Here is a 23,263-nt window from a genome sequence, read left to right on the forward strand (position 1 = left end):
TCAGGAAACCAGATGGACGCGGGTCGGATCGTCACCACCCATGCGCTCCCGCGGTCGGCCTGCCGCTGTGCGCGGATCTCCATACGCTCGGTATGTGGGAGCTGGGATCACCTGGCAGGCCCGAGCCGGGGTCGGCCGCATCGATGAGATCGGCGGCCGCGCCGGTCTGTGCGAGTTGGGCCGACATGGGTAAAAGGTTCGAACCGGCGCGCCGAGCCGATCTCGGCCGGCCGACACGCGGGATCTCCCGACGGGCCCATCGGGAGATCCCGACCCCGACATAGGCTGATATTCGTGCGCCGATTCAGTTTGTGGCTCCGCGATAGGCCCCTAGTCGCAGATTCGGCGCTGGCCATGGCGCTGTTGCTGCTCGAGGTGCTGGGCGTGGCCAATTCCGATCACAAGCTCGCCTACCTCGGAATCGGTGTGCTACTGCCTGGTCCGGTGGCGTTGCGTCGGTTGTATCCGCGTGCGATGGCCGCGGCGATGCTGGCGCTGTCGATCACCTCCACGGTGGTCGGATATTTGTCCGAGGACAAAGCCGATCACATCGCACTGTTCGGGCTCGGCATCATGCTCTACACACTGGTCGCCTATGTCGGCAGGCGTGAGGGTCTGTGGTTCGCCGTCGGACTCGCGGTGGACAGTAGCTTTTCCTTCCTGCTGCTACACAAGCCCGCGGGCAGCGACGCCCTCTTCACCGCGATGTTCTTCACGCTGTGCTGGACGCTCGCAGAGTTCATCGGTGCACGGCACGCCTACGACACCGAGGTCGCGGCGCGACTCGCGGTCGCCGACTACGACCGGGAACGACGTGCGCACGACGCGGTGTCCTTCGAACGCACCCGTATCGCCCGTGAACTCCACGACGTCGTCGCGCATGCGGTGAGCGTGATCATCGTGCAGGCCGACGGCGCGAGGTACGCACTGCGCCGCGACCCCGACGCCGCCGAACAAGCCCTCACCACCATCGCAAGCACCGGCCGCGAGGCACTGCGCGAACTGCGCCGCACCGTCGCGCTGCTGCGCGTCGAACCAGCACTCGAGCAGGTGCCGCAGCACGGGACTGCCGGCATCGCCAAGCTTGTCGAGATGATGCGCGGCACCGGCCTCGCCGTAGAACTCGAGCTGACCGGGGAACTCGATACCATCCCGCCCGAGGTCAGCCTGGGTGTGCACCGCATCGTCCAGGAATCACTGACCAACACCCTGCGCCATGCGGGCCCGCACCCGAAAGCCTGGGTCCGGGTGCTTCGGCGCGAGTCCGATGTCCTGATCGAGGTCACCGACTCCGGCGGCAGCCCGGTCCAGGAACTGAACGGCAATGCGATCAAGGGCGGCGGTATGGGGCTGGCTGGAATGCGTGAACGCATGGCCGTTCTCGGCGGCACCCTCGAAACGGGCCGCACTACCGACGGTGCCTGGCGCGTGTGCGCGACTATTCCGCTCGGCATCTCCGACGCGACCTGAGGCGGGGCCGGAATCATCCAGCAGTGCAACGGCTTTCGCGCTGTCGCAGGCGAGAATGGCGGTCAGGGAATAAAACAGGGCGCCGCGGGATCGGAAGATGGACGAAGCGGGCCCGGCGGGGCAGGCCCGCAGGGACGATAGATTGGGCAGGTGCCGATCACCGTTCTCGTTGTCGATGACCAGGAACTCATGCGCATGGGGTTGAAGATGGTGCTGGGTGCGCATCCCGACATCGAGGTGATCGGAGAGGCCGAGAACGGCGCCGTGGCGGTGTCACGAGCCAAGGAACTGCGGCCGGACGTGGTGTTGATGGACGTGCGGATGCCCGTCGTCGACGGTGTCACCGCGACCGGGCGGATCGTCGGCGCGGGCGACGGCAGCCGAGTGCTGGTGATGACGACGTTCGATCTCGACGAGCACGCCTTGGGGGCCCTGCGGGCGGGGGCGAGCGGCTTCCTGCTCAAGGACACCCCACCCGAGGATCTGATCTCCGCCATTCGGAGTGTGGCGGCGGGGGATGCCGTCGTGTCGCCCAAAGTGACCAAGCGGCTGCTGGACCGGCTCATTGCCGACGATCCGGGCGGAATGCGTGACCCCGGCATCCTCGACGTGTTGACCGCGCGGGAGCGTGAGGTACTCGAGCAGATTGCCGCCGGTCGCTCCAACGCGGAGATCGCCGAACAGTTGTACCTTTCGGAGGCGACTGTCAAGACACACGTGGGCAGGGTGCTGACAAAGCTCGGTCTGCGCGATCGAGTCCAGGCCGTCGTGCTGGCGTACGAGACCGGTCTCGTCCGGCCGGGCGGGTAAGCAGGCGATCTCAGCGAGATATCGGGCTGGTTCGGGAGAAAAGCAGGCCCTTGGTGCGTTGGAATGACATAGATCGTCCGAAAGGGGCACCATGCCTGCCGTGTTGTTCGTGCTCTATCTGGTCGTCGAGTTCGCCGCGCTCTTCGGTCTCAGCCAACTGATCGGCACCTTTCCCGCCATCCTGGTGCTGATCGGGGTATCGGCCGCAGGCGTGCTGCTGATCCGCTCCCAGGGGCGGCGCGTGTTCGCGCAGCTCGGTCGCGCGGGCCGAGGTGAGGCTGTCCCCGGTGCCGCTGTCGCCAACGGCGTACTCGTCGCCGCAGGCGCTTTCTTGATCTCCATCCCCGGCTTGGTCACCTCGGTTGTCGGCCTGCTATTTCTACTGCCACCGACCCGCTTCGTGATTCGGCCGTTCGTGACCACGCTCGGCGCTCGGCGCCTGGGCCGCATGGCCGCGGCGATGCCTTATCGCGGTGTAGTCATCGACGGTGACGATGTCGTCGATGGCGCCGTCGTCTCCGAGTGGTACGACGACGGACCGCCGTCGACTCGGCGTGCGATCGGCGACTGATCGGTCGAGGTCGGTCTGCCGAAGGGCGTGCCGTGCCCTAGCGTCTTGCGCTATGTCCGATCCGATGTCACTTGCCCAGGTCCGCTCCCTCATCGACGCGATCGACGCGGACCTGGTGCGGCTACTGGCAGACCGCCAGAAATTGGTGCGCATGGCCGCCGCGCACAAGACCGACGAGCAAGCCGTGCGAGCGCCGGGCCGGGTAGAGCAGGTAGTCGCCCTGGCTCAGGAGCGCGCCGCAGCGGCGGGGCTGTCGCCCGTGGTCGCCGAATCGGTATGGCGGGCAATGATCGGCGCCTTCATCGAACTCGAACTGGCGGAGCAGGCCGCGATTCGCGACCGGGTCGGCACGTAGAGCTTTCGACCGCTGGGCCGATACCTACTTCCGCACGGCGGTCCGAAGGGCTATCGTGCCCAGATGGCCACCGAGCAGCTCACCGTGACGGTGAGCCAGGAGCTGGCCGCAGCCGTGAGACAGGCGGCAGCGGCTGCGGGACAATCTATTTCCGGATTCACGGCCGCAGCGCTGCGGCTGGAGCTCATAGCCGTGGCGGCGGGTTGCCGCGCGTCGGGCAGTGGGCATGGTGCGTCGCCGCCTGCATATGCCGAAGTCATGGCGCTGTTGGCATTGCCGCCCGACGAGTCACTGCAAGCGGCGCTGAAAGGCTGACGAGCCACATACGGCAGACTGGTCTCCCGTGAGTACCCAGTTGCTGATCGGCGGTCGCTTCTACAGTTCCAGTTCACCCGACGCGACGGCGATGGCGGTGACCGACGGGACCGTCGTGTGGCTCGGCGCCGAGCAACCGGGCCGGGCGCTGCATCCCGATGCGGAGATCATCGACCTCGGTGGAGCGTTCGTGGCACCGGCGTTCGTCGATCCGCACGTGCATGTGACGGCGCTCGGCTTGAAGCTGACCGGGTTGGACCTGTCGGTCGCGCGTTCGCTCACCCACTGCCTGGAGCTGCTGCGCGATTACGCGACCGTGCATCCCGGCGGGGCGATACTCGGTGACGGCTGGGACGAGACGCGTTGGGCCGAGGGCAGGCCGCCGACTGTCGAGGAGATCGACGCCGCGGTCGGGCCGGGCCGTCAGGTCTATCTGTCTCGGATCGACGCGCATTCGGCGGTGGTGTCCACCGAGCTGTTGAACGCCGTGCCCCAGCTGACCGGAGCGACCGGATTCACCAGGGGTGAGCCCTTGCGCGCCACCGCTCATCACCTCGTGCGCGCGACCGTGCTCACGGGATTGGATCGGGCCCACCGTGATCGGGCTCGCCGGGCGGCCCTGGATGCCGCCGCTGCTCATGGCATCGTCGCGGTGCACGAGTGCGCGGGGCCGGAGATCGCGGGCCGGACCGACGTGCGCGAACTGCTCGAGTTCAAGCACGGCGTGGACGTTCGTGTGTACTGGGGTGAGCTGGTACGCACCGCGGACGAGGCGCGTGCTCTGGTCGGTGAACTCGGTGTGCACGCGCTGGGTGGCGATCTGTTCGTCGACGGCTCGCTCGGCTCGCACACCGCCTGGCTGCGCGAGCCGTATGCTGACTCCACCGGCTCCGGCATCGGCTACATCGACACCGATGCGATCGCAGCACACGTGCAGGCGTGTACCGAGGCAGGCATCCAGGCGGGCTTCCATGTTATCGGCGACGCTGCCATGGACGCGGTCGTCGCCGGATTCGAGCGGGTGGTGACGACTCTGGGCGGACCGGCCGTCGCCGCGCGCGCGCACCGGGTCGAACATGCAGAGATGATCGATGCCGAGCAGATCGGCCAACTCGCCGCCTGGGGTGTGATCGCCAGCGTGCAACCAGTTTTCGATGCGACCTGGGGTGGACAGGACGGGATGTATGCCGCCCGCCTCGGTGGTGAACGCGCCGCCACCCTGAATCCCTTCGCCGCGATGGCCGCTGCCGGTATCGCGCTGGCGATCGGATCGGACGCACCGGTCACCACTGTGGACCCCTGGTCGGCCGTCCGCGCAGCCGTCCAGCACCGTACGGCAGGCCACGGCCTGTCCCCACGCGCCGCCTTCGCCGCAGCCACCAGGGGAGCGTGGCGAGCAGGCGGGGTCCGCGACGGCATCGCCGGCACGCTGGTACCCGGAGCTCCCGCCTCCTACGCGGTGTGGGAAGCCGACGAACTCGTCGTCGCCGCAGCCGCGGATACGGTGCAGCGTTGGTCCACCGACCCGCGTTCTCGGGTCCCCGGACTGCCTCCGCTGGAGCTGGATGCGGCACTGCCGACCTGTCTGCGGACCGTGCACCGCGGAGTGACGATTCATGAAGCGTGAAACCGGCAGTATCGCAACGACATCGGATCTCGATGCCGCCGCGCGGCCCGCATCGCGGAGTGCGCGACCGTGACACGCGCAGCGGGCCGCGGGTCGACGCGGCCGGATTTGTGGTCGATGACCAGTAGGGAACCGGTGGGAGACGGGCCGATGGGCGTGGTGGCGGAAGGTGGCCACCGGTGAATCGCGAGTGGTGCGCTGCGCGATGGCGGCAGCTCACGACCGGTATCGGACGGCATCCGGTGTGGTGGCGGTCGGTGTCTGCGGTGCTTGCGGGTGTGGTGTTGTTCGGTAGCTTCCCGCCGCGCCCGTGGTGGTTCCTCGCGCCGCTCGGCATCGCGGTGCTCACGCTGACGGTGCGCGGCAGTGGCAGGCTGCGTGGCGGATTCGGCTACGGATTCCTCGCCGGCCTCGGGTTTTTCATCCCACTGCTGCCGTGGACGGGGATATACGTCGGCCCGGTGCCGTGGCTGACGCTTTCGACGGTGTGCGCGGTGTATATCGGACTTTTCGGGCTGCTGGCGCGCCTGCTGTGCACATTGCCCGCTTGGCCGCTGTGGGTGGCCCTGGCGTGGACGTCGACGGAGTGGGTCCGATCCAGTTTTCCCTTCGGCGGATTTCCTTGGGGCCGTGTGGCATTCGGTCAGGCCGACGGATGGTATCTGCCGTTGGCGATGCTCGGTGGCGCTCCGTTGATAGGTTTCGCGGTGGCGTTGACCGGCGCTGCTGGGGCAGCACTTGTTCTCCAGTTGCGGTCGGCTGCGCGTGCGGACACCGAAACAACCCGTGACCGGCCCGCTCGCTTCGGAATTATCGCTGTGGCAGTGGCGCTGGCCAGCATGCCTTGCGCCGGAGCGATCCTCCGGTCCGCGCTGCCCGGCCCGGAGGATGGCGACCGGATGATCACGGTCGCCGCGATCCAGGGCAGCGTGCCGCGGCTCGGGTTGGACTTCAATGCACAGCGGCGCGCCGTGCTGGACAACCATGTCCGGCGCACCGAGGAACTGGCTCGGGCAGTCGCGCAGGGGCGGGTGCGCAAGCCCGACATCGTGATCTGGCCGGAGAACTCGTCGGACATCGACCCATTGCGCAACGCCGACGCGGGCGCGCTGATCACTCAGGCGTCGCAGCAGATCGATGCGCCGATTCTGGTCGGCGCGGTGCTGGTGAACGCCGACCGCACGACGACCAATTCGGTGATCGTGTGGAACAGCGCGGCCGGTCCGGGCGAGCGGCACGACAAGAAGATCATCCAGCCGTTCGGTGAATACCTGCCGATGCGCAGCTTCTTCCGACTGTTCTCCGAATACGCCGATCGTGCCGGATATTTCGTGCCCGGTCACGGTGACGGTGTGGTGCGCGCCGATGGCGTCGAGATCGGCGTCGCCACCTGCTACGAGGTGGCCTTCGATCGGGCTTTCCGTGATTCGATGCGGGCAGGCGCTCAATTGCTGACCGTGCCGACCAACAATGCGACCTTTGGTGACAGTGAGATGACCTACCAGCAGCTGGCCATGTCGCGCGTGCGCGCGGTCGAGCACGGCCGCGCGCTGGTCGTCGCTGCGACCTCCGGGGTCAGCGCGATCATCGGTGCCGACGGTGTGGTGCAGCAGGAGACCGCCAAATTTGTGCCCGCCGCGCTGGTCGCTGAGCTACCGTTGCGCAGCTCGATGACATTTGCCACCCGAATCGGACCCGCGCCGGAACTGCTCTCGGTTATCCTGACCGCTGCCGCTGTAGTGTTCACTACTACGCGGCGGCGCATGGCCCGCGGTAGCACAGCGACCGGTGCGGATACTTCCCTCGATGAGCCGGTCGCTTGATCTTGGCACGCGTTCGATCCACGCGGCCGCCGATGGCTCCACGCGGCGGTTGATCTTCTCTACGTTGCTATAACACGTCCATAACCGAACGTTCGGTATCTTTTGGGGCTGGTGTGACTGGCGGATGCCCGCCCCTTGGCTTTGCGCATCATTCGCCAGTATGTAGCTAGAACTGATGGTCGCCGCTCCGCTTGTCGCCATATCCCGCCGTATCGGGCCTATTTTCGTCAAAAACGTCGAGTTTGCGGAGACGTAGCTGATGAAAGTGGCTTGCCGCCAACGGCGTTGGATGTGAAACAAATCCAAAACGTCGGCCATCCGGCCGATGTGATGCTCCGAATCATAGGGCGTGGATCACGTCCTACGGCTGGCGCGTGCGCGTCTGCTGTGGCGGTGCTTGGGGAGTGCGTCAACAGCGGCAGAAATGGAGTGATTGATGAGTTCATTGGCCACGGACCGTGTAGCCCAATGTTCTTCCGGTGAATTCTCGGCCCAGCCCTTTGCACTCTCGCCCGCGCAGACGGCCCTGTGGTACGCGCAGCGGATCCGCCCCGATGTGCCGCTCACGATCGCTCAGTACGTCGAGCTCCACGGTGATCTCGATGTCGGCATGCTGCTCTACTCGATCGAACGTTTCGGGGCCGAAACCGAGGTCGGCCACGTCCGGCTGGTCGAGATCGACGGAGTTCCACACCAGGTGATCGATCCGGAGCGGCGTCCAGGCTGGGCCAGGATCGATTTGCGCGAGGAGGCCGATCCGCGCGCGGCCGCGATGCGCTGGATGAACGAGCATGCCAGCTCGCCGATCGATCTGGAACACGATCCTCTCACTACGAATGTGGTACTGCGGACGGGCGATTCGGACTACATCTGGTACGCACGTGGCCATCACATTGTTATCGACGGCTACGGTGCGATGAACGCACTGACCCGCACCGCCGAGATCTACACCGCGATCGAGGGCCACACCGAACCGGTGGTCTCGCGGGCAACGCCACTGGCCACGATCTACGCCGACGCGTCCACCTACCGCGATTCGAGCCGGTTCCGCACCGATCGCGACTATTGGCTCGAGCAGCTGGCGGGTGCAGGCGAGCCGATGACGTTGTCGAATGTCAACGACACCACCGCCGGGCTCGAAGCGGGCAGGCGGCGCGCCACGGCTGTCCTCGACGAGCAGACCTCGGCGGCGATGGACGCGACGATGGCCGCGTGCGAAACGCACAACTCGACCCTTTTCGTCGCGGCGCTGGCCAGTTATGTGCGGTCGGTGACCGGTAATCCCGACGTGGTACTGAGCCTGCCGGTCTCCGCGCGCACCACCGTCGCGCTGCGTCGTTCGGCCGGTGTGGTGTCGAATGTGGTGCCGATCCGGTTGCAGTTCGGTCCCGAGACCACCGTGCGCGACGCGGTTCGTGCCGCCGAACTGCAGATCACCGGCGCGTTGCGGCATCAGCGCTATCAGCACGACGACATCCGCCGAGACTGCGGCTACTCCCGCGACGCCCGCGGATTCTTCGGACCGATGGTCAACATCATGCTGTTCCATTCCGAGCTGAAGTTCGGCAGCCTGCTCGGCTCGCTGCATGTGCTGGCGACCGGTCCGGTCGAGGACCTGTCGATCAACTTGTACAACGGCGAAGGCAACCGCATCCATGTCGACTTCGAGGCCAACCCCCGGCTCTATGGTGATGCCGAAGTGGCCACCCACCACAGCCGCTTCCTCGATTTCTTGACGAGGTTCCTCACGGTCGATCCCAGCACTCCGGCGTTGTCGCTGGCGGCGATCACCGATGCCGAACGCGAACGTGTGCTGACCTCATGGAATGCCACCGCGACGTCGGCCCGACAAGGCACCCTCGCCGGCCTGTTCGATGACCGCGCTGCGATCTGCCCGGAGGCGACGGCGCTGGAATTCGGCGACGAGGCATTGACCTACCGCGAGTTCGACGAGCGCACCAACCGGCTGGCCCGGCTGCTCATCGCGCGTGGCGCGGGTCCGGAATCCGTGGTCGCACTGTGCCTGCAGCGCAGCATGGAACTGCTCGTCGGTATGTACGCGATTGTCAAGGCCGGTGCGGCCTACCTGCCGCTGGACCCCGACCACCCGGCCGAGCGGATCGAGGAGATCCTGCATCAGGCCGAACCGGTTTGCGTGCTGATCGCCGCCCGTGACGAGCTCACTCTGCCCGCGGACACCCCACAGTTGGCCATCGACACCGTCGAGCTGTCGGACTACGACCCGCGCCCCATCAACGATATCGACCGGCGCGTGCCGTTGCGCGCCGATCACCTGGCATATGTCATCTTCACCTCGGGCTCGACCGGAAAGCCCAAGGGCGTCGGCGTGACTCATGCCGCGATCATCAACCGCCTGCGCTGGATGCAGCACGAATATCCGCTCGACGCCACTGATGCGGTGCTGCAGAAGACCCCCGCCACCTTCGATGTGTCGGTGTGGGAGTTCTTCTGGCCCTTGCAGATCGGTGCCCGACTGGTGATCGCGGCACCGGACGGGCATCGAGATCCCGCCTATCTGGCACACACCATTGCCGAAAAGAGCATCACCACAGCACATTTCGTGCCGTCCATGCTGTCGGTGTTCGTCACCGACACCGATGTGCGCGGCTGCACCGGGTTACGTCGGGTCTTCTGCAGTGGTGAAGCATTGCCCGCGGCCACTGTCCGCGATTTCCACGCGGTGCTGCCCGGAACTCGGCTGCACAACCTCTACGGACCCACCGAGGCCGCGGTCGATGTCACCTATTGGCCGTGCCCGGCCGATCCGGCGAGTGTGCCCATCGGATCACCGGTGTGGAACACCCAGACCTATGTACTGGATTCGCGACTGCAACCGGTACCGCCGGGCGTGGCGGGGGAGCTCTATCTGGCTGGTGTTCAGCTGGCTCGCGGTTACCTCGGTCAGCCGCGGCTGACCGCCGATCGTTTCGTGGCCAATCCGTTCACGCCGGGCGCCCGGATGTACCGCACCGGCGACCTCGCGCGATGGCAGGCCGACGAGACGGACCGCGGTGTCCTCGAGTACCTGGGGCGCAGCGACTTCCAGGTCAAGATCCGTGGTCTGCGCATCGAACTCGGCGAGATCGAGGCGGCGCTGCTCGCCGATGACCGGGTCGCCCGCGCGGTATGCGTGGCGCGGGCCGGACGAACCGGTGACGAACTGCTCGGATACGTCGTGCCTGCTCCGGCGGCGAAGATCGACGCTGCCGGCCTGGATACCGGTGCACTACTCGCGGTGCTGCGCCGTAGTCTGCCCGGCTACATGGTGCCTTCGGTGCTCGTGGCGCTCGACGAACTGCCGCTCAGCCCGAACGGCAAGATCGACCGCAAGGCGCTGCCTGCGCCGACTCACGCCCATCGTCCTACGGGCAGGACCGCCGCCGAGCCGCGCACCGAGGTGGAACGGGTGCTCGCGGACATCTTCGCGGAGGTTCTCCATACCGACGATATCGGCGTGGAGGACAGCTTCTTCGACCTCGGCGGCAACTCGCTGATCGCCGCGCGGGCGGTGGCCCGAATCAATGCCACGCTCGGCACCGGTCTCACCATCCGCGACCTGTTCGAGGCTTCGACCATCACCGCACTGGCCGAGCGGTTCGCCACGCACAACCCGGACACGTTCTCCCCGAAACTGGTCGCGGCAGGCCGCCCGGCGAGGATCCCACTCTCGCTGGCCCAGCAGCGGCTGTGGATCCTGAACCGATTCGCCGAACACGCCGCCGCCTACAACATGCCTCTCGCGGTCCGGATCGACGGCCCGCTGGATCACAAGGCACTGCGGGCCGGACTCGTCGACGTGATCGAACGCCACGAGAGCCTGCGCACCACCTTCCCCGACTCGACCGAGGGGCCGTGGCAGGTCGTGCATCCGGCCGCCGAAATCCCGCTCACCCTCGACCCGATCGGTGCGGTCGGTGCGGACGTGGCTGCGCTCGCCGCCGAATTTGCCGGGTACGGTTTCGATCTGCGCAGTCAGGCGCCGATCCGGGTCGCGCTCTGGCACACCGGGCCCGATCAGCATGTGTTTCTCGTTGTGCTGCACCACATCTGCGGTGACGGTTGGTCGATTGCGCCGCTGGCACGGGATCTGATGACGGCCGTTGCCGCCCGATCGAGCGGCATCACGCCGCAGTGGACACCGCTGCCGGTGCAGTACGCCGATTTCGCACTGTGGCAGCGCGAGCTGCTCGGTGAGGAAGCCGATCCGGCCAGCGCGCTCAGCCGCCAGTTGACGTACTGGCGCACGGCACTGACTGGTCTGCCCGATCAGCTCGATCTGCCGCTGGACCGGACGCGCCCGCTGCGCCGGTCGACCACCGGTGATCGGGTGGAGTTCACGATTGCCCCCGAGACCCGACGTGCCGCGGCCGAACTCGCGGCGGCACGAGGCGTGAGCATGTTCATGGTCCTGCATGCCGCGCTGGCGACATTGCTTGCGAGGCTGTGCGCGACAACCGATGTCGCCATCGGCACGCCGATCGCGGGCCGTTCGGACCCAGCGCTGGACGACCTGGTCGGCATGTTCGTCAATACCCTGGTTCTGCGCACCGAAGTGGATCCGGCCGCCGGCTTCGACCGGATGCTGGATGTGGCGCGCGAGACCGACCTCAACGCCTTCGCCAACGCCGACGTCCCGTTCGAACGTCTTGTCGAGGTCGTCAACCCGGAGCGCTCGGCAGCGCGCCATCCGCTGTTCCAGGTGATGCTGTCCTACGACCGTGCGCCGGAGCTGCGCATCGATCTGCCCGACGTTCGGGCCGAGGTGCTGCCGATCGACTCCGATGTCGCCAAGTTCGATCTGCAGCTCGAGATTCACGACAGCGTCGGCGATGGGCCACTGGACGTCGAATTCGGTTATGCCACGGATGTTTTGGACAGGCGTACGGTCGAGAGTTTTGCGCGCAGGTTTGTCGCCGTGCTGAACGCGGTGGTGGCCGCGCCGACCATGCCGATCGGCGATCTGGAGATTCTCGACCGACGCGAAGCCGGGAAGCTGGTGCCGATCGCCAGTTCGCCCGCCGAGCCGTCGGTCAGCCTGGCCCGGCTGTTCACCGATATCGCCGAGCGCCTGCCCGACGCGGTCGCGGTACGCTACCTCGGCGTCGACACCACCTATCGCGAACTCGACGAGCTGTCCAATCGCTTGGCGCGGGCCCTGATCGAGCACGGTGCGGGTCCTGAGGTCGTGGTCGCTATCGCACTGCCGCGCGGCCTCGACTCGATCGCCGCGGTCTGGGCCGTCGCCAAGACCGGCGCCGCCTATGTGCCGATCGACCCCAGCTATCCGGCCGAGCGGATCGGGCACATGATCTCCGATTCGGGCGCAATGCTCGGCCTGACCGTCCCGGACTGCCTGCCCGCCATGCCGGCCTGGCCTTCCGCCGGTGGTAAGCACCACAAGAAAACCTACGTCGACTGGCTGGTGCTCGGCTCCGACGTGCTGGAAACCGAATGCGCTGACTACTCCACCGGTCCGATCACCGACGCGGATCGACACCACCCGATGCGCACCAGTCATCCGGCGTATTTCATCTACACCTCCGGATCCACCGGACAGCCGAAGGCGGTCATCGTCACCCACGCCGGACTCGCGTCCCTGGCCAGCGAGCAGATGTATCTGTTCGGTGTGACGGATTCGGCACGGACACTGCACTTCTCTTCGCCGAGCTTCGATGCGTCGGTCTTGGAGATGCTGCTCGGCTTCGCGGCGGGCGCGACCATCGTGGTGGCGCCCGCAGGAATCTACGGTGGTACCGAACTCGCCACGTTGCTGCGCGAGGAGCGGGTGACCCATGCCTTCATCACCCCGGCCGCGTTGGCGACCGTGCCGGCCGGAGATCTGCCCGAGCTCGAGGCGGTCATCGTCGGCGGTGAGGCATGCGCAGCGGATCTGGTCGAGACCTGGTCGGCCGAACACCGCATCCACAACATGTACGGACCGTCGGAGGCTACCGTCGCCGCGACCGCGAGCAAGCCGATGGTCGCCGGCGCGCCCGTGCCGCTCGGCCATCCTGTTCGTGGCATGCGCCTGTTCGTGCTGGACGGGCGGTTGCATCCGGTCCCGCCGGGGACACCCGGCGAGTTGTATCTTTCGGGCCCGGGCCTGGCTCGCGGCTATCACGGTCGCTACAGCCTTACCGCACAACGCTTTCCGGCCAATCCGCACGGCCGGCGGGGTGAACGGATGTACCGGACCGGTGACCTGGTGGTCGCCGATTCGACCGGTCGATTGCGCTTCCTCGGCCGCGCCGACGACCAGATCAAGATCCGTGGCTTCCGCATCGAGCTCAGCGAGATCGATCACGTGCTGCGCGCGCATCCAGGGGTGAGCTCGGCGCTGACCGTCGTGCACATCGACGAACAGGGGCAGCCCCGCCTTGCGGCCTACCTGACCACTGATTCGGCGGTAGACGCTGCCGCCGTCAGCGAGACCGCGCGGCAGCGACTGCCGGGATATATGGTGCCTGCGTCGGTCATTGTGTTGGACGAGATGCCGGTCAGTCCGGCGGGCAAGCTCGATCGAAAAGCATTGCCGGAACCGGTCTTCGCCGCGCTGGGGTCCTCTCGCACGCCGAGCACGGAGCTGGAGAGGCGCGTCTCGGCGGTGTTCGCCGCTATCCTCGGGCGGCCCGTGACCGGTGTGGAGGACAGCTTCTTCGATGTCGGCGGCAACTCGCTGCTGGCCACCAGGCTCGCCGCCGCGCTGCACGCGGAATTCGGTGTCGACCTGCCGGTCCGGGAGATCTTCGAAGCGCCGACGGTCGCCGGCGTCGCCGAGCGCATTACGGAAGCGCCCCGGACGCAACGGATGGCGCTGGCTGTACACACCCCACGTCCGGGACGCATTCCATTGTCGCTGCCGCAGCAGCGACTGTGGTTCCTCAACCGATTCTCCCCTGAATCGAGCGCTTACAACATCGCATTCGTCATTCGAATCGACGGCGATCTGGATGTCAGGGCACTGCGTGCGGCCCTCACCGATGTGATGGACCGACACGAAGTGCTTCGGACGGTGTTCCCGCAGGACAACATCGGCGCTCAGCAGATCGTGCTGCCGACTTCGCGGGTTATGCCCACCCTCACACCGACCGTCACCGACGAGACGGGCGCGGACCTCGCGCTGCACAAGCTCGCACGCCGCGGTTTCGATCTGACCAAGGACGTGCCGCTGCGAATTATGCTGCTGAGCACAGGATCCGAGCGTCATCTGCTCGGCATCGTGGTGCATCACATCGCCGCAGACGGCTGGTCGCTCTATCCGTTGACCAAGGACCTGGCTACCGCCTATGCGGCGCGACGCGACGGTGGTGCACCCGCGTGGGCACCGCTGCCGGTGCAGTATGCCGATTTCGGGCTGTGGCAGCGGGCCTGCCTCGGCGAGGAGTCCGACGCGCAGAGCGTCGCGGGCACCCAATTGGAGTACTGGCGCACCGCGCTGGCCGGGCTGCCCGACGAACTGCCGCTGCCCTACGATCGCCCGCGTCCCGCCGACCCGACGTTGCGGGCAGGCACGGTGCGTTTCACAGTGCCGGAGCCGGTGCAGCATGCACTGGGTGAGCTGGCCCGTGAACAAGGCGTGAGCCTGTTCATGGTGCTGCGCTCTTCGCTCGCGGTGCTGCTTCGCTGCGTGACCGGTGGTCGTGACGTGGTGATCGGCACGCCGGTCGCAGGCCGCACCGACACCAAACTCGACGAGCTCGTCGGCATGTTCGTCAACACCCTGGTCCTGCGCTCGGATGTGAACCCCGACACCTCGTTCGCGGCACTGCTGCGCGCGGACCGGGACACCGAGCTGGCCGCCATGGCACACGCGGATGTTCCGTTCGAGCGTGTTGTCGAAGAATTGGGTCGCGAAGCGCGGGCCACCAGTCGTCACCCGCTGTTCCAGGTGGCGTTGACGGTGCAGGACGCGGCGGCCCCCAGCCTGGAAATGCCCGGCCTCGCGCTGCGCGCCGAGGAATTGGACATTGCGCTTGCCAAGTTCGACCTGGAGTTGCGGGTCGCGCATTTCGGTCGTGACGGAGGGCCCGGTGAGCCGGGCCGCGAGTTCGAATTCGTCTTCGCCACCGAACTTTTCGATGCGTCGACCATCGAGACTCTGGCCGACCGCTTCCTCAGGGTGTTGGCCGCTGTCACAGCGGACCCGAGGGTGCTGGTGCGCGACATCGACGCGCGGACCGAGCACGAACGGCGCACGCTCGCACCGGCTCACGGCGGTCCTACCACACCGCCGTGCACCCTGGCCGATTACTTCACGGCGACCGTGGATGTACACGGGCACCGTACGGCGGTGCGCTACGGCGCCACCTCCCTCACCTACGCCGAGCTCGACCGGCGCTCGAATCGCTTGGCGCGCGCATTGATCGGGCGCGGCCTCGGCACGGGTGATCGCGTCGCGCTCGGGCTGACCCGCTCCATCGAATCGGTCGCCACCATGTTGGCGGTGGCAAAGTGCGGCGCGGCGTTCGTTCCGATCGATCCCAAGTACCCGGCCGACCGGATCCGGCACATGCTGGTCGACTCCGGCTGCTCGGTCGGCGTGACAGTGTCCGAACACGCCCACGCTTTGCGGGCGAGCGCCGCCGAGGATGCCGAGTTGTCGGCGGGCACCGCACCCAGCACCGAGTGGCTGCTGCTGGACGATCCCGAGTTCCTCACGGAGCTGGACGGATTCGACGACAGCCTGGTAGGCGATCTGGAGAGGTTGCGGACAGTGCAGGTCGCCGACCTCGCTTACCTGATCTACACCTCCGGTTCCACCGGCAAGCCCAAGGGTGTGGCCGTTACGCACAGCGGTCTGTCGAACTTTGCCGACGAGATCCACGAACGCATGCTGGTCGATCGGGATTCCCGTACGCTGCACTTCTCCTCCCCGAGTTTCGATGCCGCGATTTTCGACCTGCTGCTCGCGATGGGATCCGGTGCGACGATGGTGATCTGCCCGCCGGATATCTACGGCGGTGACGAACTCGCCGCGCTGATGGAGCGCGAGCGCGTCACACACACGTTCATCACCCCGGCCGCGCTGTCCACCATCGATCACGATCGGTGGCCCCTGCCGAACCTGCGTGGGCTGATGGTCGGTGGCGAGGCTTATGGCCCGGATCTGGTGGCCAACTGGGCGCCGGGACGGCAGCTGTTCAACGGGTACGGTCCTACCGAGACCACCGTTGTCATCACGGTCTCGAGCCCGATGGCGGTCGACGAACCGATCACCATCGGCACGCCGGTGCGCGGTGCGCGGGCACTGGTGCTCGACGAGCGGTTGCGCCCGGTGCCCGTCGGCGTGCCGGGCGATCTCTACCTCGGCGGATTCGGCTTGACCCGAGGCTATTTCGAGCGCCTCGGGCTCACTGCATCCCGCTTCGTCGCCGATCCCTGCGGCCCTGCGGGCTCACGGATGTACCGTACCGGTGACGTGGTGCGCTGGATGAGTACCGGCGAGCTGGTGTACCTCGGTCGCAGCGACCACCAGGTGAAGGTGCGCGGATTCCGTATCGAACTCGGCGAAATCACCGCGGCGCTCGCCGAGAGCAAGTATGTGCGGTTCGCACACACCGAGGTGCGGCATATCGCGGGGGTGGATCGGATCGTCTCCTTCGTGCAGGCAGCCGACAACGCGGTGGGCGTGGATATCGACAAGCTTCGCGCCAAGGCCGCCGAACAACTGCCCGCGCATATGGTTCCGGCGATCATCACCGTGCTGGACCGGATTCCGCTGACGCCGACCGGCAAGCTGGACAGCGCCGCGCTGCCCGAACCACAGTTGGTCGCCGACACCGTCGATCGCGCGCCGGAAACCGAGTCCGAGCGTCTCGTCGCCGGCGTGATGGGCGAATTGGTCGGTGCGGACGCGGTCGGCGCCGACGACAGCTTCTTCGACATCGGTGGAAATTCGCTGCTGGCAACCCAACTCGTGGCCCGACTGGCCGCGGCGACGAATATCAGGCTCGAGGTGCGCACCGTCTTCGCGTCGCCGACGGTCGCCGAGCTCGCCGCACTGCTCGACTCCGGTCCGGCAGGCGAGGTGGGCAGGCCGGAGCTGGTCCGGCGCAACCGCCCGGAACGAGTTCCGTTGTCGGCGGCGCAGCGTCGGCTGTGGTTCCTCAACCGCTTCAACCAGGTCGGTGCAGAGGGCGCGGCAGCCGACCACACCGCGGGCGCCTACAACATTCCGGTTGTGTTGCGGATGCACGGCGAGCTCGACGTCGATGCACTGGTCCGCGCGCTGCACGCGGTCCAGCGTCGGCACGAGACCCTGCGCACCGTGTTCACCGAGATCGACGGGGAACCGTCACAGGTCGTCCTCGATCCAGCGGCGGCCGCGGTCACCTTGTTCGTCGCGTCCGCCCGAGGTGACGACATAGCCGATGCGGTGCGGCGTTTCGCCGCGCCGGGATTTGATCTGGCCGAAACGGTGCCGATCCGGGCCGGATTGATCACGGTGGATTCCGACACCGATCCGGTGGGTGCCGAGGGCACGGTGCCGCCCGCGGCGTCGACCGAGAACGTCCTGGTGCTGGTGGTGCACCACATCGCCATGGACGGATGGTCGCTGGAACCGCTGGCCGCTGATGTGGCGATGGCCTACCGGGCAGCCTGTGACGAGCAGAGCCCGGAATGGTCCGACCCCGAGATCCAGTACGTGGACTACACGCTCTGGCAGCAGGACACCCTCGGCACCGAGTCCGATCCTGCTTCGGTGGTGAGTCGTCAGCTGGACTACTGGCGTGGCGCCCTCGACGGGCTGCCGGAGTTGCTGTCCGTGCCCGCGGATCGGCCGCGTCCGCCTACGCCGTCCTATCGCGGCGGTCTCGTGGACTGCGCGATCGATGGGCTCACGCACCGGGAACTGCAGACCGTCGCCACCAGCAATAACGTCAGCATGTTCATGGTGTTGCACGCCGCGCTCGCGGTGCTGCTGCACCGGATTGCCGCAGCCGATGACATTGCCGTCGGCACACCGATCGCCGGGCGCGGCCACCCCGCCTTGGATCGGATGGTCGGGATGTTCGTCAACACGCTGGTATTGCGGACCCACATCGATCCGAATGACAGGTTCACTGATCTGTTGCACCATGTCCGCGACACCGACCTGGACGCTTTCGCGCATGCGGACCTGCCGTTCGAGCGACTCGTCGAGGTGCTCAACCCGGCCCGCTCGCAGGCGCACCACCCGATGTTCCAGGTGATGCTGTCCGTGCAGAACAACCCGCCGCGGGTGCTCGAGCTGCCCGGCCTCCGGATCGAGGCCGTCGATGTGGACGCCGGGATCGCGAAGTTCGACCTGCAGTTCACCCTCGTCGAGTCGCGGAACGCGCAACGGGAACCCGATGGCATCACGCTGTCGGTGAATTACGCGACCGATCTGTTCGACGAAGAGACCGCAGCCCGACTCGGTAAGCGGATGGCACGCCTGCTCGGCGCCATTGCCGCCAATCCGACCACCGCCATCGGCGATCTGGAACTGCTCGATCCCGCCGAGTGGTCCGAGCTCGCTCCCGTGCGCGGGAGCGAACCGGACCGTCCGGTGACCCTCCCGGAGCTGTTCGCACAGGCGGTGGAGGTCGACCGGAAGGCGGTCGCGCTGCGCGCAGACGACACCGAGGTGACCTATGATGCCCTCGATCGGTGGACCAACCGGCTGGCCCGGGTGCTCATCGGACGCGGTGTCGGGCCGGAAACCCTGGTGGCGCTGGGGATTCCACGCTCGGTGGAATCGGTGGCGACGGTGCTCGCGGTGGCCAAGGCCGGTGCCGCGTTCGTGCCCATCGACCCGCTGTACCCCGAACAGCGCATCCGGCACATGTTGTCGGATTCCGGTGCGGCACTGGGCATCACGCTCGCGGAGTATCGGGAACAGTTGCCCGAGGCGGAGTGGATCGTCCTCGACGATCCGGATTTCCGCGCCACGGTGCTCGACTCCTCGGATACACCGATCGCGGCAGGGGAGCGGACGTCCACGCTGCGCCTGGACAATCCGGCGTACGTGATCTACACATCCGGTTCGACCGGCACCCCGAAGGGTGTGGTGGTCACCCACGGCGGTATCTCCAACTTCGCTGCGGAGACCGCGCAACGCTTCGATGTCCAACCCGGTTGCCGGGTATTGCATTTCGCGACGCCGAGCTTCGACGCCGCGATGCTCGATCTGCTGCTCGCGCTCGGCGGCGCGGCCACGCTGGTGATTACGCCCGCCGGCGTCGTCGGCGGCGGCGAACTCGCACAGGTCTTTATCGAGGAGCGCATTACCCACGCATTCATCACCACCTCGGCACTGGGCACAGTCGACCCGACCGGGGTCACCGAGCTGGCGCATGTGCTGGTCGGTGGCGAGGCATTGCCATCGGACCTGGTCACCCGCTGGGCGCCGGGCCGCAACCTGTACAACGCCTACGGCCCCACCGAGACGACTATCCTCACGGCGATCTCGCAACCGATGGTGCAGCAGGGGCCGATCACCATCGGCGGACCGATCCGCGGCGTCAACGCGACGATCCTGGACACCCGCCTGCACCCCGCGCCGATCGGCGTGACCGGTGAGCTGCACTTGGCGGGCAATGCGCTGGCCCGTGGCTATCTGAATCGGCCGGGGCTTACCGCCCAGCGTTTCGTCGCGAACCCCTACGGCAAACCGGGGGAACGGATGTACCGCACCGGTGACCTGGTGCGCTGGAGCGGGCAGGCCGTGACGGCGCACGAGATCGAGTACCTCGGCCGCACCGACCATCAGGTCAAGATTCGCGGTTTCCGTATCGAGCTCGGCGAGATCGACACCGCGCTGGCCCGCCATCCCGCCGTCGAATTCGCCACCACCAACGGATATCGCACACCCGCGGGCGTCACCGCGCTGGTGGCGTATGTGAAGCTGTGCGCCGGGACCGCCGTCACCGCCGCCGACCTCATCGAGCATGTCGCCGAGCTGGTGCCGAATTATATGGTGCCGCAGTCGATCATGCTGATCGACGAGGTGCCGCTGAGCCCGGTCGGCAAGCTGGACCGAAAAGCGTTGCCGGAGCCGGTGTTCCGTGCGGTGGATGACTACCGCGCGCCTGCGACGCCGACCGAGGCCGCGCTGTGCACGGCCTTCGCCGATGTGCTCGGCGTCGCGTCGGTGGGCGCCGACGACGGGTTCTTCGAACTCGGCGGCAATTCGCTGCTCGCCACCAAAGTCGTTGCGCAGCTGCGCGCCGCCGGGATCGACCTCCCGGTGCAGCTGATGTTCGGCGAGTCCACCCCGGCCGCCATCGCGGCCAGGCTGGACGGCCCCGGCACCGCCGCGACTGCCATCGCCGCAGCGCTGGAGCCGGTGCTGCCGATCCGCCCGAGCACGGCTTCGACGCAGGCGCCGCTGTTCTGCATCCATCCCGCGATCGGGCTGGCCTGGTGCTATTCGGGTCTGCTCGCGCATCTGCCGCCGGACCGGCCGCTGTACGGGCTGCAAGCGCCGCATGTTGCGGGGGAGGACGGGTTCGCCTCCATCGCGGAGGCCGCAGGCCACTATGTGGCACACATCAAGGCGATCCAGCCGGCCGGCCCGTACCATCTGCTCGGCTGGTCGCTCGGTGGGTTGATTGCACACGAGGTGGCTGTCCAGCTGCAGGAGACGGGCGACGAAGTCGCGCTGCTGGCGATGATGGACAGCTATCAACTCTCCGACGAGTGGCTCGAACACGCCATCCCCGGTGTCGCCGAGATCATCGCTGAATTCGGCGCCGACCTGCTCGCGGACGGCGCGCAGCTCGACCCGGCAATCAATCTGAGGGACGCCGCGGAACTCCTGCGGACCCAGCCGGGCCCGTTCGCGGCGCTCACTGTCGAACACCTGGAACGCCTCTACGCGGGCTACACCAACGGCACGGTGCAGGCACACCGATTCCGGCCGCGCACCTTCGACGGCGACCTGCTGTTCTTCACCGCCGCCGATGACGAGATCAACCGAACCGACTCCGCTCGCTGTGCGGCGGCCTGGGGGCCGTTCGTCACCGGGCAAATCCATGACCACCACCTGCCGTGCCGACACTCGGCCATGACGACACCGGAGTCGCTCGCCGTGATCGGGCCGGTGTTGCGCAGGCACTTCGATGCGCGGCCTCGGGTTCTCGGCAGCGGCCCTGCGAAGGAGGCACACAGGTGAGCGAGCCGACCGTAAGCGAGGTGCAATCGTGAGTTTGGCGGTGGAGGTGCTCGGCCTGGTCAAGAGCTACGGCCGGGTACGGGTGCTCGACGAGATAGACCTACAGATCCCGGCCGGAACGGTGCTGGGCCTGCTCGGTCCCAATGGTGCGGGCAAAACGACGACGGTCCGCATCGTCACCACGCTGCTGCGCCCGGACGCGGGTACGGTGCGGATTGCAGGCATCGATGTGCTGCGCGATCCCGCGACGGCACGGCGGCGCATCGGCTTGTCGGGTCAATACGCGGCGGTGGACGCCAACCTGTCCGGCTACGAGAACCTCCGCATGGTAGCCAGGCTGTACGGAATGTCGCAGCGCCAGGCGACATCTCGCGCGGCCGAACTGCTCGGTGCCTTCGGGCTCGACCATGCCGCGCATCGCAGGGCGGGTACCTACTCCGGTGGTATGGCGCGGCGCCTCGACCTGGCCGGGGCATTGGTTGCCCGGCCCGCGGTGGTGGTGCTCGACGAACCGACCACCGGGCTCGACCCGCGCGGCCGGATCGACATGTGGCGCGTCATCGGCGATCTCGTCGATGACGGCACCACGGTGCTGCTCACCACCCAGTATCTGGAGGAGGCCGATCTACTCGCCGATCGGATCACCGTCATCGACCGCGGCCGGGTCATCGCTCGTGGCTCGGCCGATGAGCTGAAGACCTCCATCGGCGGTGACCGGCTCACCATCACGTTGGCCGCCGGGCAGGACGTGCAGCCCGCGCTGACCGTGCTCGCCCAGGTCGGCATCGGCGAACCGAGCTGCGGCGATGGCGCCGACATGGCCTCGGTGGTGGTCGGTGACGGCTCGCGCACCATGGTCGAGGCGCTGCGGCGCCTCGATGACGCCGGTGTGTGCGTCGTGGACGCGACGGTGCACCGTCCCAGTCTCGACGACGTATTCCTGTCCCTCACCGGCACTGCGGCGCCCAGTCCCGCAAGCCTCGCGCCGGAAACCGATGACGCACAAGAGGAGATCCTGTCTTGAGTGACCGAACCGCCGTGCCGAGTACTCGCGAGGTGACGTGGTGAGTACTACCCCGACGCTGGCGCTCGATGAAACGCCGAAGTCGCCGTCCATGGCGAAAGAAGAAGCGAGCCAAGGGATTACGCACAAGCCGCGGGCTCGGATCATTCGGGACAGCGCGATCGTCGCCTACCGGAACCTGCTGACCATTCTGCGGGTTCCGACACTGCTGGTGACGGCGACGATCCAGCCGTTGATGTTCGTGTTCCTGTTCGCGTACATCTTCGGTGCTTCGCTCGGTGGCGGCCAGTACCGCGAATTCCTGCTGGCGGGGATCTTTACCCAGACGGTCGCTTTCAATGCGGCTTTCACAACTGTCGGGCTCGCAGGCGACCTGCACAAGGGCATTATCGACCGCATGCGTACGCTGCCGATGTCGCGGCTCGCGGTGCTGATGGGGCGCACCCTGTCCGACCTCGTGGTGAATGTCCTGAGCCTGATCGTGATGGTCGGGTGCGGCTACGCGGTCGGCTGGCGGATCAATGGCGGGATCGCTGACGCCGCACTGGCATTCGGGGTGATCCTGTTGTTCGCCTTCGCGATGTCCTGGGTCGGGGCTCTCACCGGTCTGCTCTCACCGACCGTCGAAGTAGCCCAGAGCGCGGGCTTGATCTGGCTTTTCCCGCTCTCGTTCATCTCCTCCGCCTTCATCTCCGCGGAGACACTGCCCGGCCCGCTGCGCACTGTCGCCGAGTGGAACCCGATCACCGCGGTCTCGGCCGCCGGCCGAAAACTGTTCGACAACGGCGCGCCACCTTCGTTCGTCCCCCCGACCGGCTGGGCCGCTGAGCATTGCATCGAGTACGCCGTCGGCTGCTCGCTGCTGATTCTTGCCATCGTTGTCCCGCTGGCCTTGCTGCGCTACCGGAAGGTCGCAAGCCACTAGCCGATCAAGCGAGTCGCCCACTGCCACAGTGGGTGTCGTCATCTCGAGTGGGCACCCATCTTTCGAGCACCGCGCAACCGGCCCCCCGAGGGGCGGTTTCAAGGGGTCGTCGCAACACTGCCTGGTGTTAGGCGGTGAGTAGATCACGCAGGCGCTCGGCTGGGGTATCCCAGTCGAGCGTTTTG

The 23,263-nt window shown here is 67.1% G+C and carries 10 protein-coding genes; all 10 read left to right on the top strand.

The window, feature by feature from the left end; translation table 11 throughout:
• Window positions 1-294 precede the first annotated feature (294 nt).
• The 10 genes from AB0M74_RS32275 (at window position 295) to AB0M74_RS32320 (ending at window position 23,078) form a co-directional block, all read left to right on the top strand.
• Complete coding sequence (locus tag AB0M74_RS32275) at window positions 295-1,470, top strand: sensor histidine kinase (protein WP_366530089.1); 1,176 nt, start codon at window positions 295-297, stop codon at window positions 1,468-1,470.
• Window positions 1,471-1,620: 150 nt separating this feature from the next.
• Window positions 1,621-2,280 (top strand): response regulator transcription factor, encoded by a 660-nt coding sequence (locus tag AB0M74_RS32280; protein ID WP_366530090.1) that lies wholly within the window; start codon window positions 1,621-1,623, stop codon window positions 2,278-2,280.
• Window positions 2,281-2,371: 91 nt separating this feature from the next.
• Window positions 2,372-2,851: an FxsA family protein gene (locus AB0M74_RS32285; protein WP_366530091.1), complete on the top strand. Its 480-nt coding sequence runs from the start codon at window positions 2,372-2,374 to the stop codon at window positions 2,849-2,851.
• A gap of 52 nt (window positions 2,852-2,903) precedes the next feature.
• On the top strand, window positions 2,904-3,206 hold the full coding sequence (locus AB0M74_RS32290) for a chorismate mutase (RefSeq protein ID WP_366530092.1): 303 nt from the start codon (window positions 2,904-2,906) through the stop codon (window positions 3,204-3,206).
• Window positions 3,207-3,269: 63 nt separating this feature from the next.
• Complete coding sequence (locus AB0M74_RS32295) at window positions 3,270-3,521, top strand: hypothetical protein (protein WP_366530093.1); 252 nt, start codon at window positions 3,270-3,272, stop codon at window positions 3,519-3,521.
• A gap of 28 nt (window positions 3,522-3,549) precedes the next feature.
• The gene (locus AB0M74_RS32300) at window positions 3,550-5,148 is read left to right on the top strand and encodes an amidohydrolase family protein (protein WP_366530094.1); all 1,599 of its coding nucleotides are present in this window, start codon (window positions 3,550-3,552) and stop codon (window positions 5,146-5,148) included.
• Between the two features lie 242 nt (window positions 5,149-5,390).
• A complete protein-coding gene (gene lnt, locus AB0M74_RS32305; RefSeq protein WP_366530098.1) occupies window positions 5,391-6,971 on the top strand; it encodes an apolipoprotein N-acyltransferase in 1,581 nt (526 codons plus the stop codon).
• Window positions 6,972-7,407: 436 nt separating this feature from the next.
• Window positions 7,408-21,129 carry an amino acid adenylation domain-containing protein gene (locus AB0M74_RS32310; RefSeq protein WP_366530095.1) on the top strand — a complete coding sequence of 4,574 codons (13,722 nt, stop codon included), beginning with the start codon at window positions 7,408-7,410 and terminating at the stop codon, window positions 21,127-21,129.
• A 28-nt stretch (window positions 21,130-21,157) separates the two neighbouring features.
• On the top strand, window positions 21,158-22,153 hold the full coding sequence (locus AB0M74_RS32315) for an ATP-binding cassette domain-containing protein (RefSeq protein WP_366530096.1): 996 nt from the start codon (window positions 21,158-21,160) through the stop codon (window positions 22,151-22,153).
• A gap of 142 nt (window positions 22,154-22,295) precedes the next feature.
• Window positions 22,296-23,078, top strand: a complete 783-nt coding sequence (locus AB0M74_RS32320) for an ABC transporter permease (protein ID WP_366530099.1) — start codon at window positions 22,296-22,298, stop codon at window positions 23,076-23,078.
• The last annotated feature ends 185 nt before the right edge of the window (window positions 23,079-23,263 follow it).

Source organism: Nocardia sp. NPDC051463 (assembly GCF_040681975.1).
Classification (GTDB): Bacteria; Actinomycetota; Actinomycetes; order Mycobacteriales; family Mycobacteriaceae; genus Nocardia.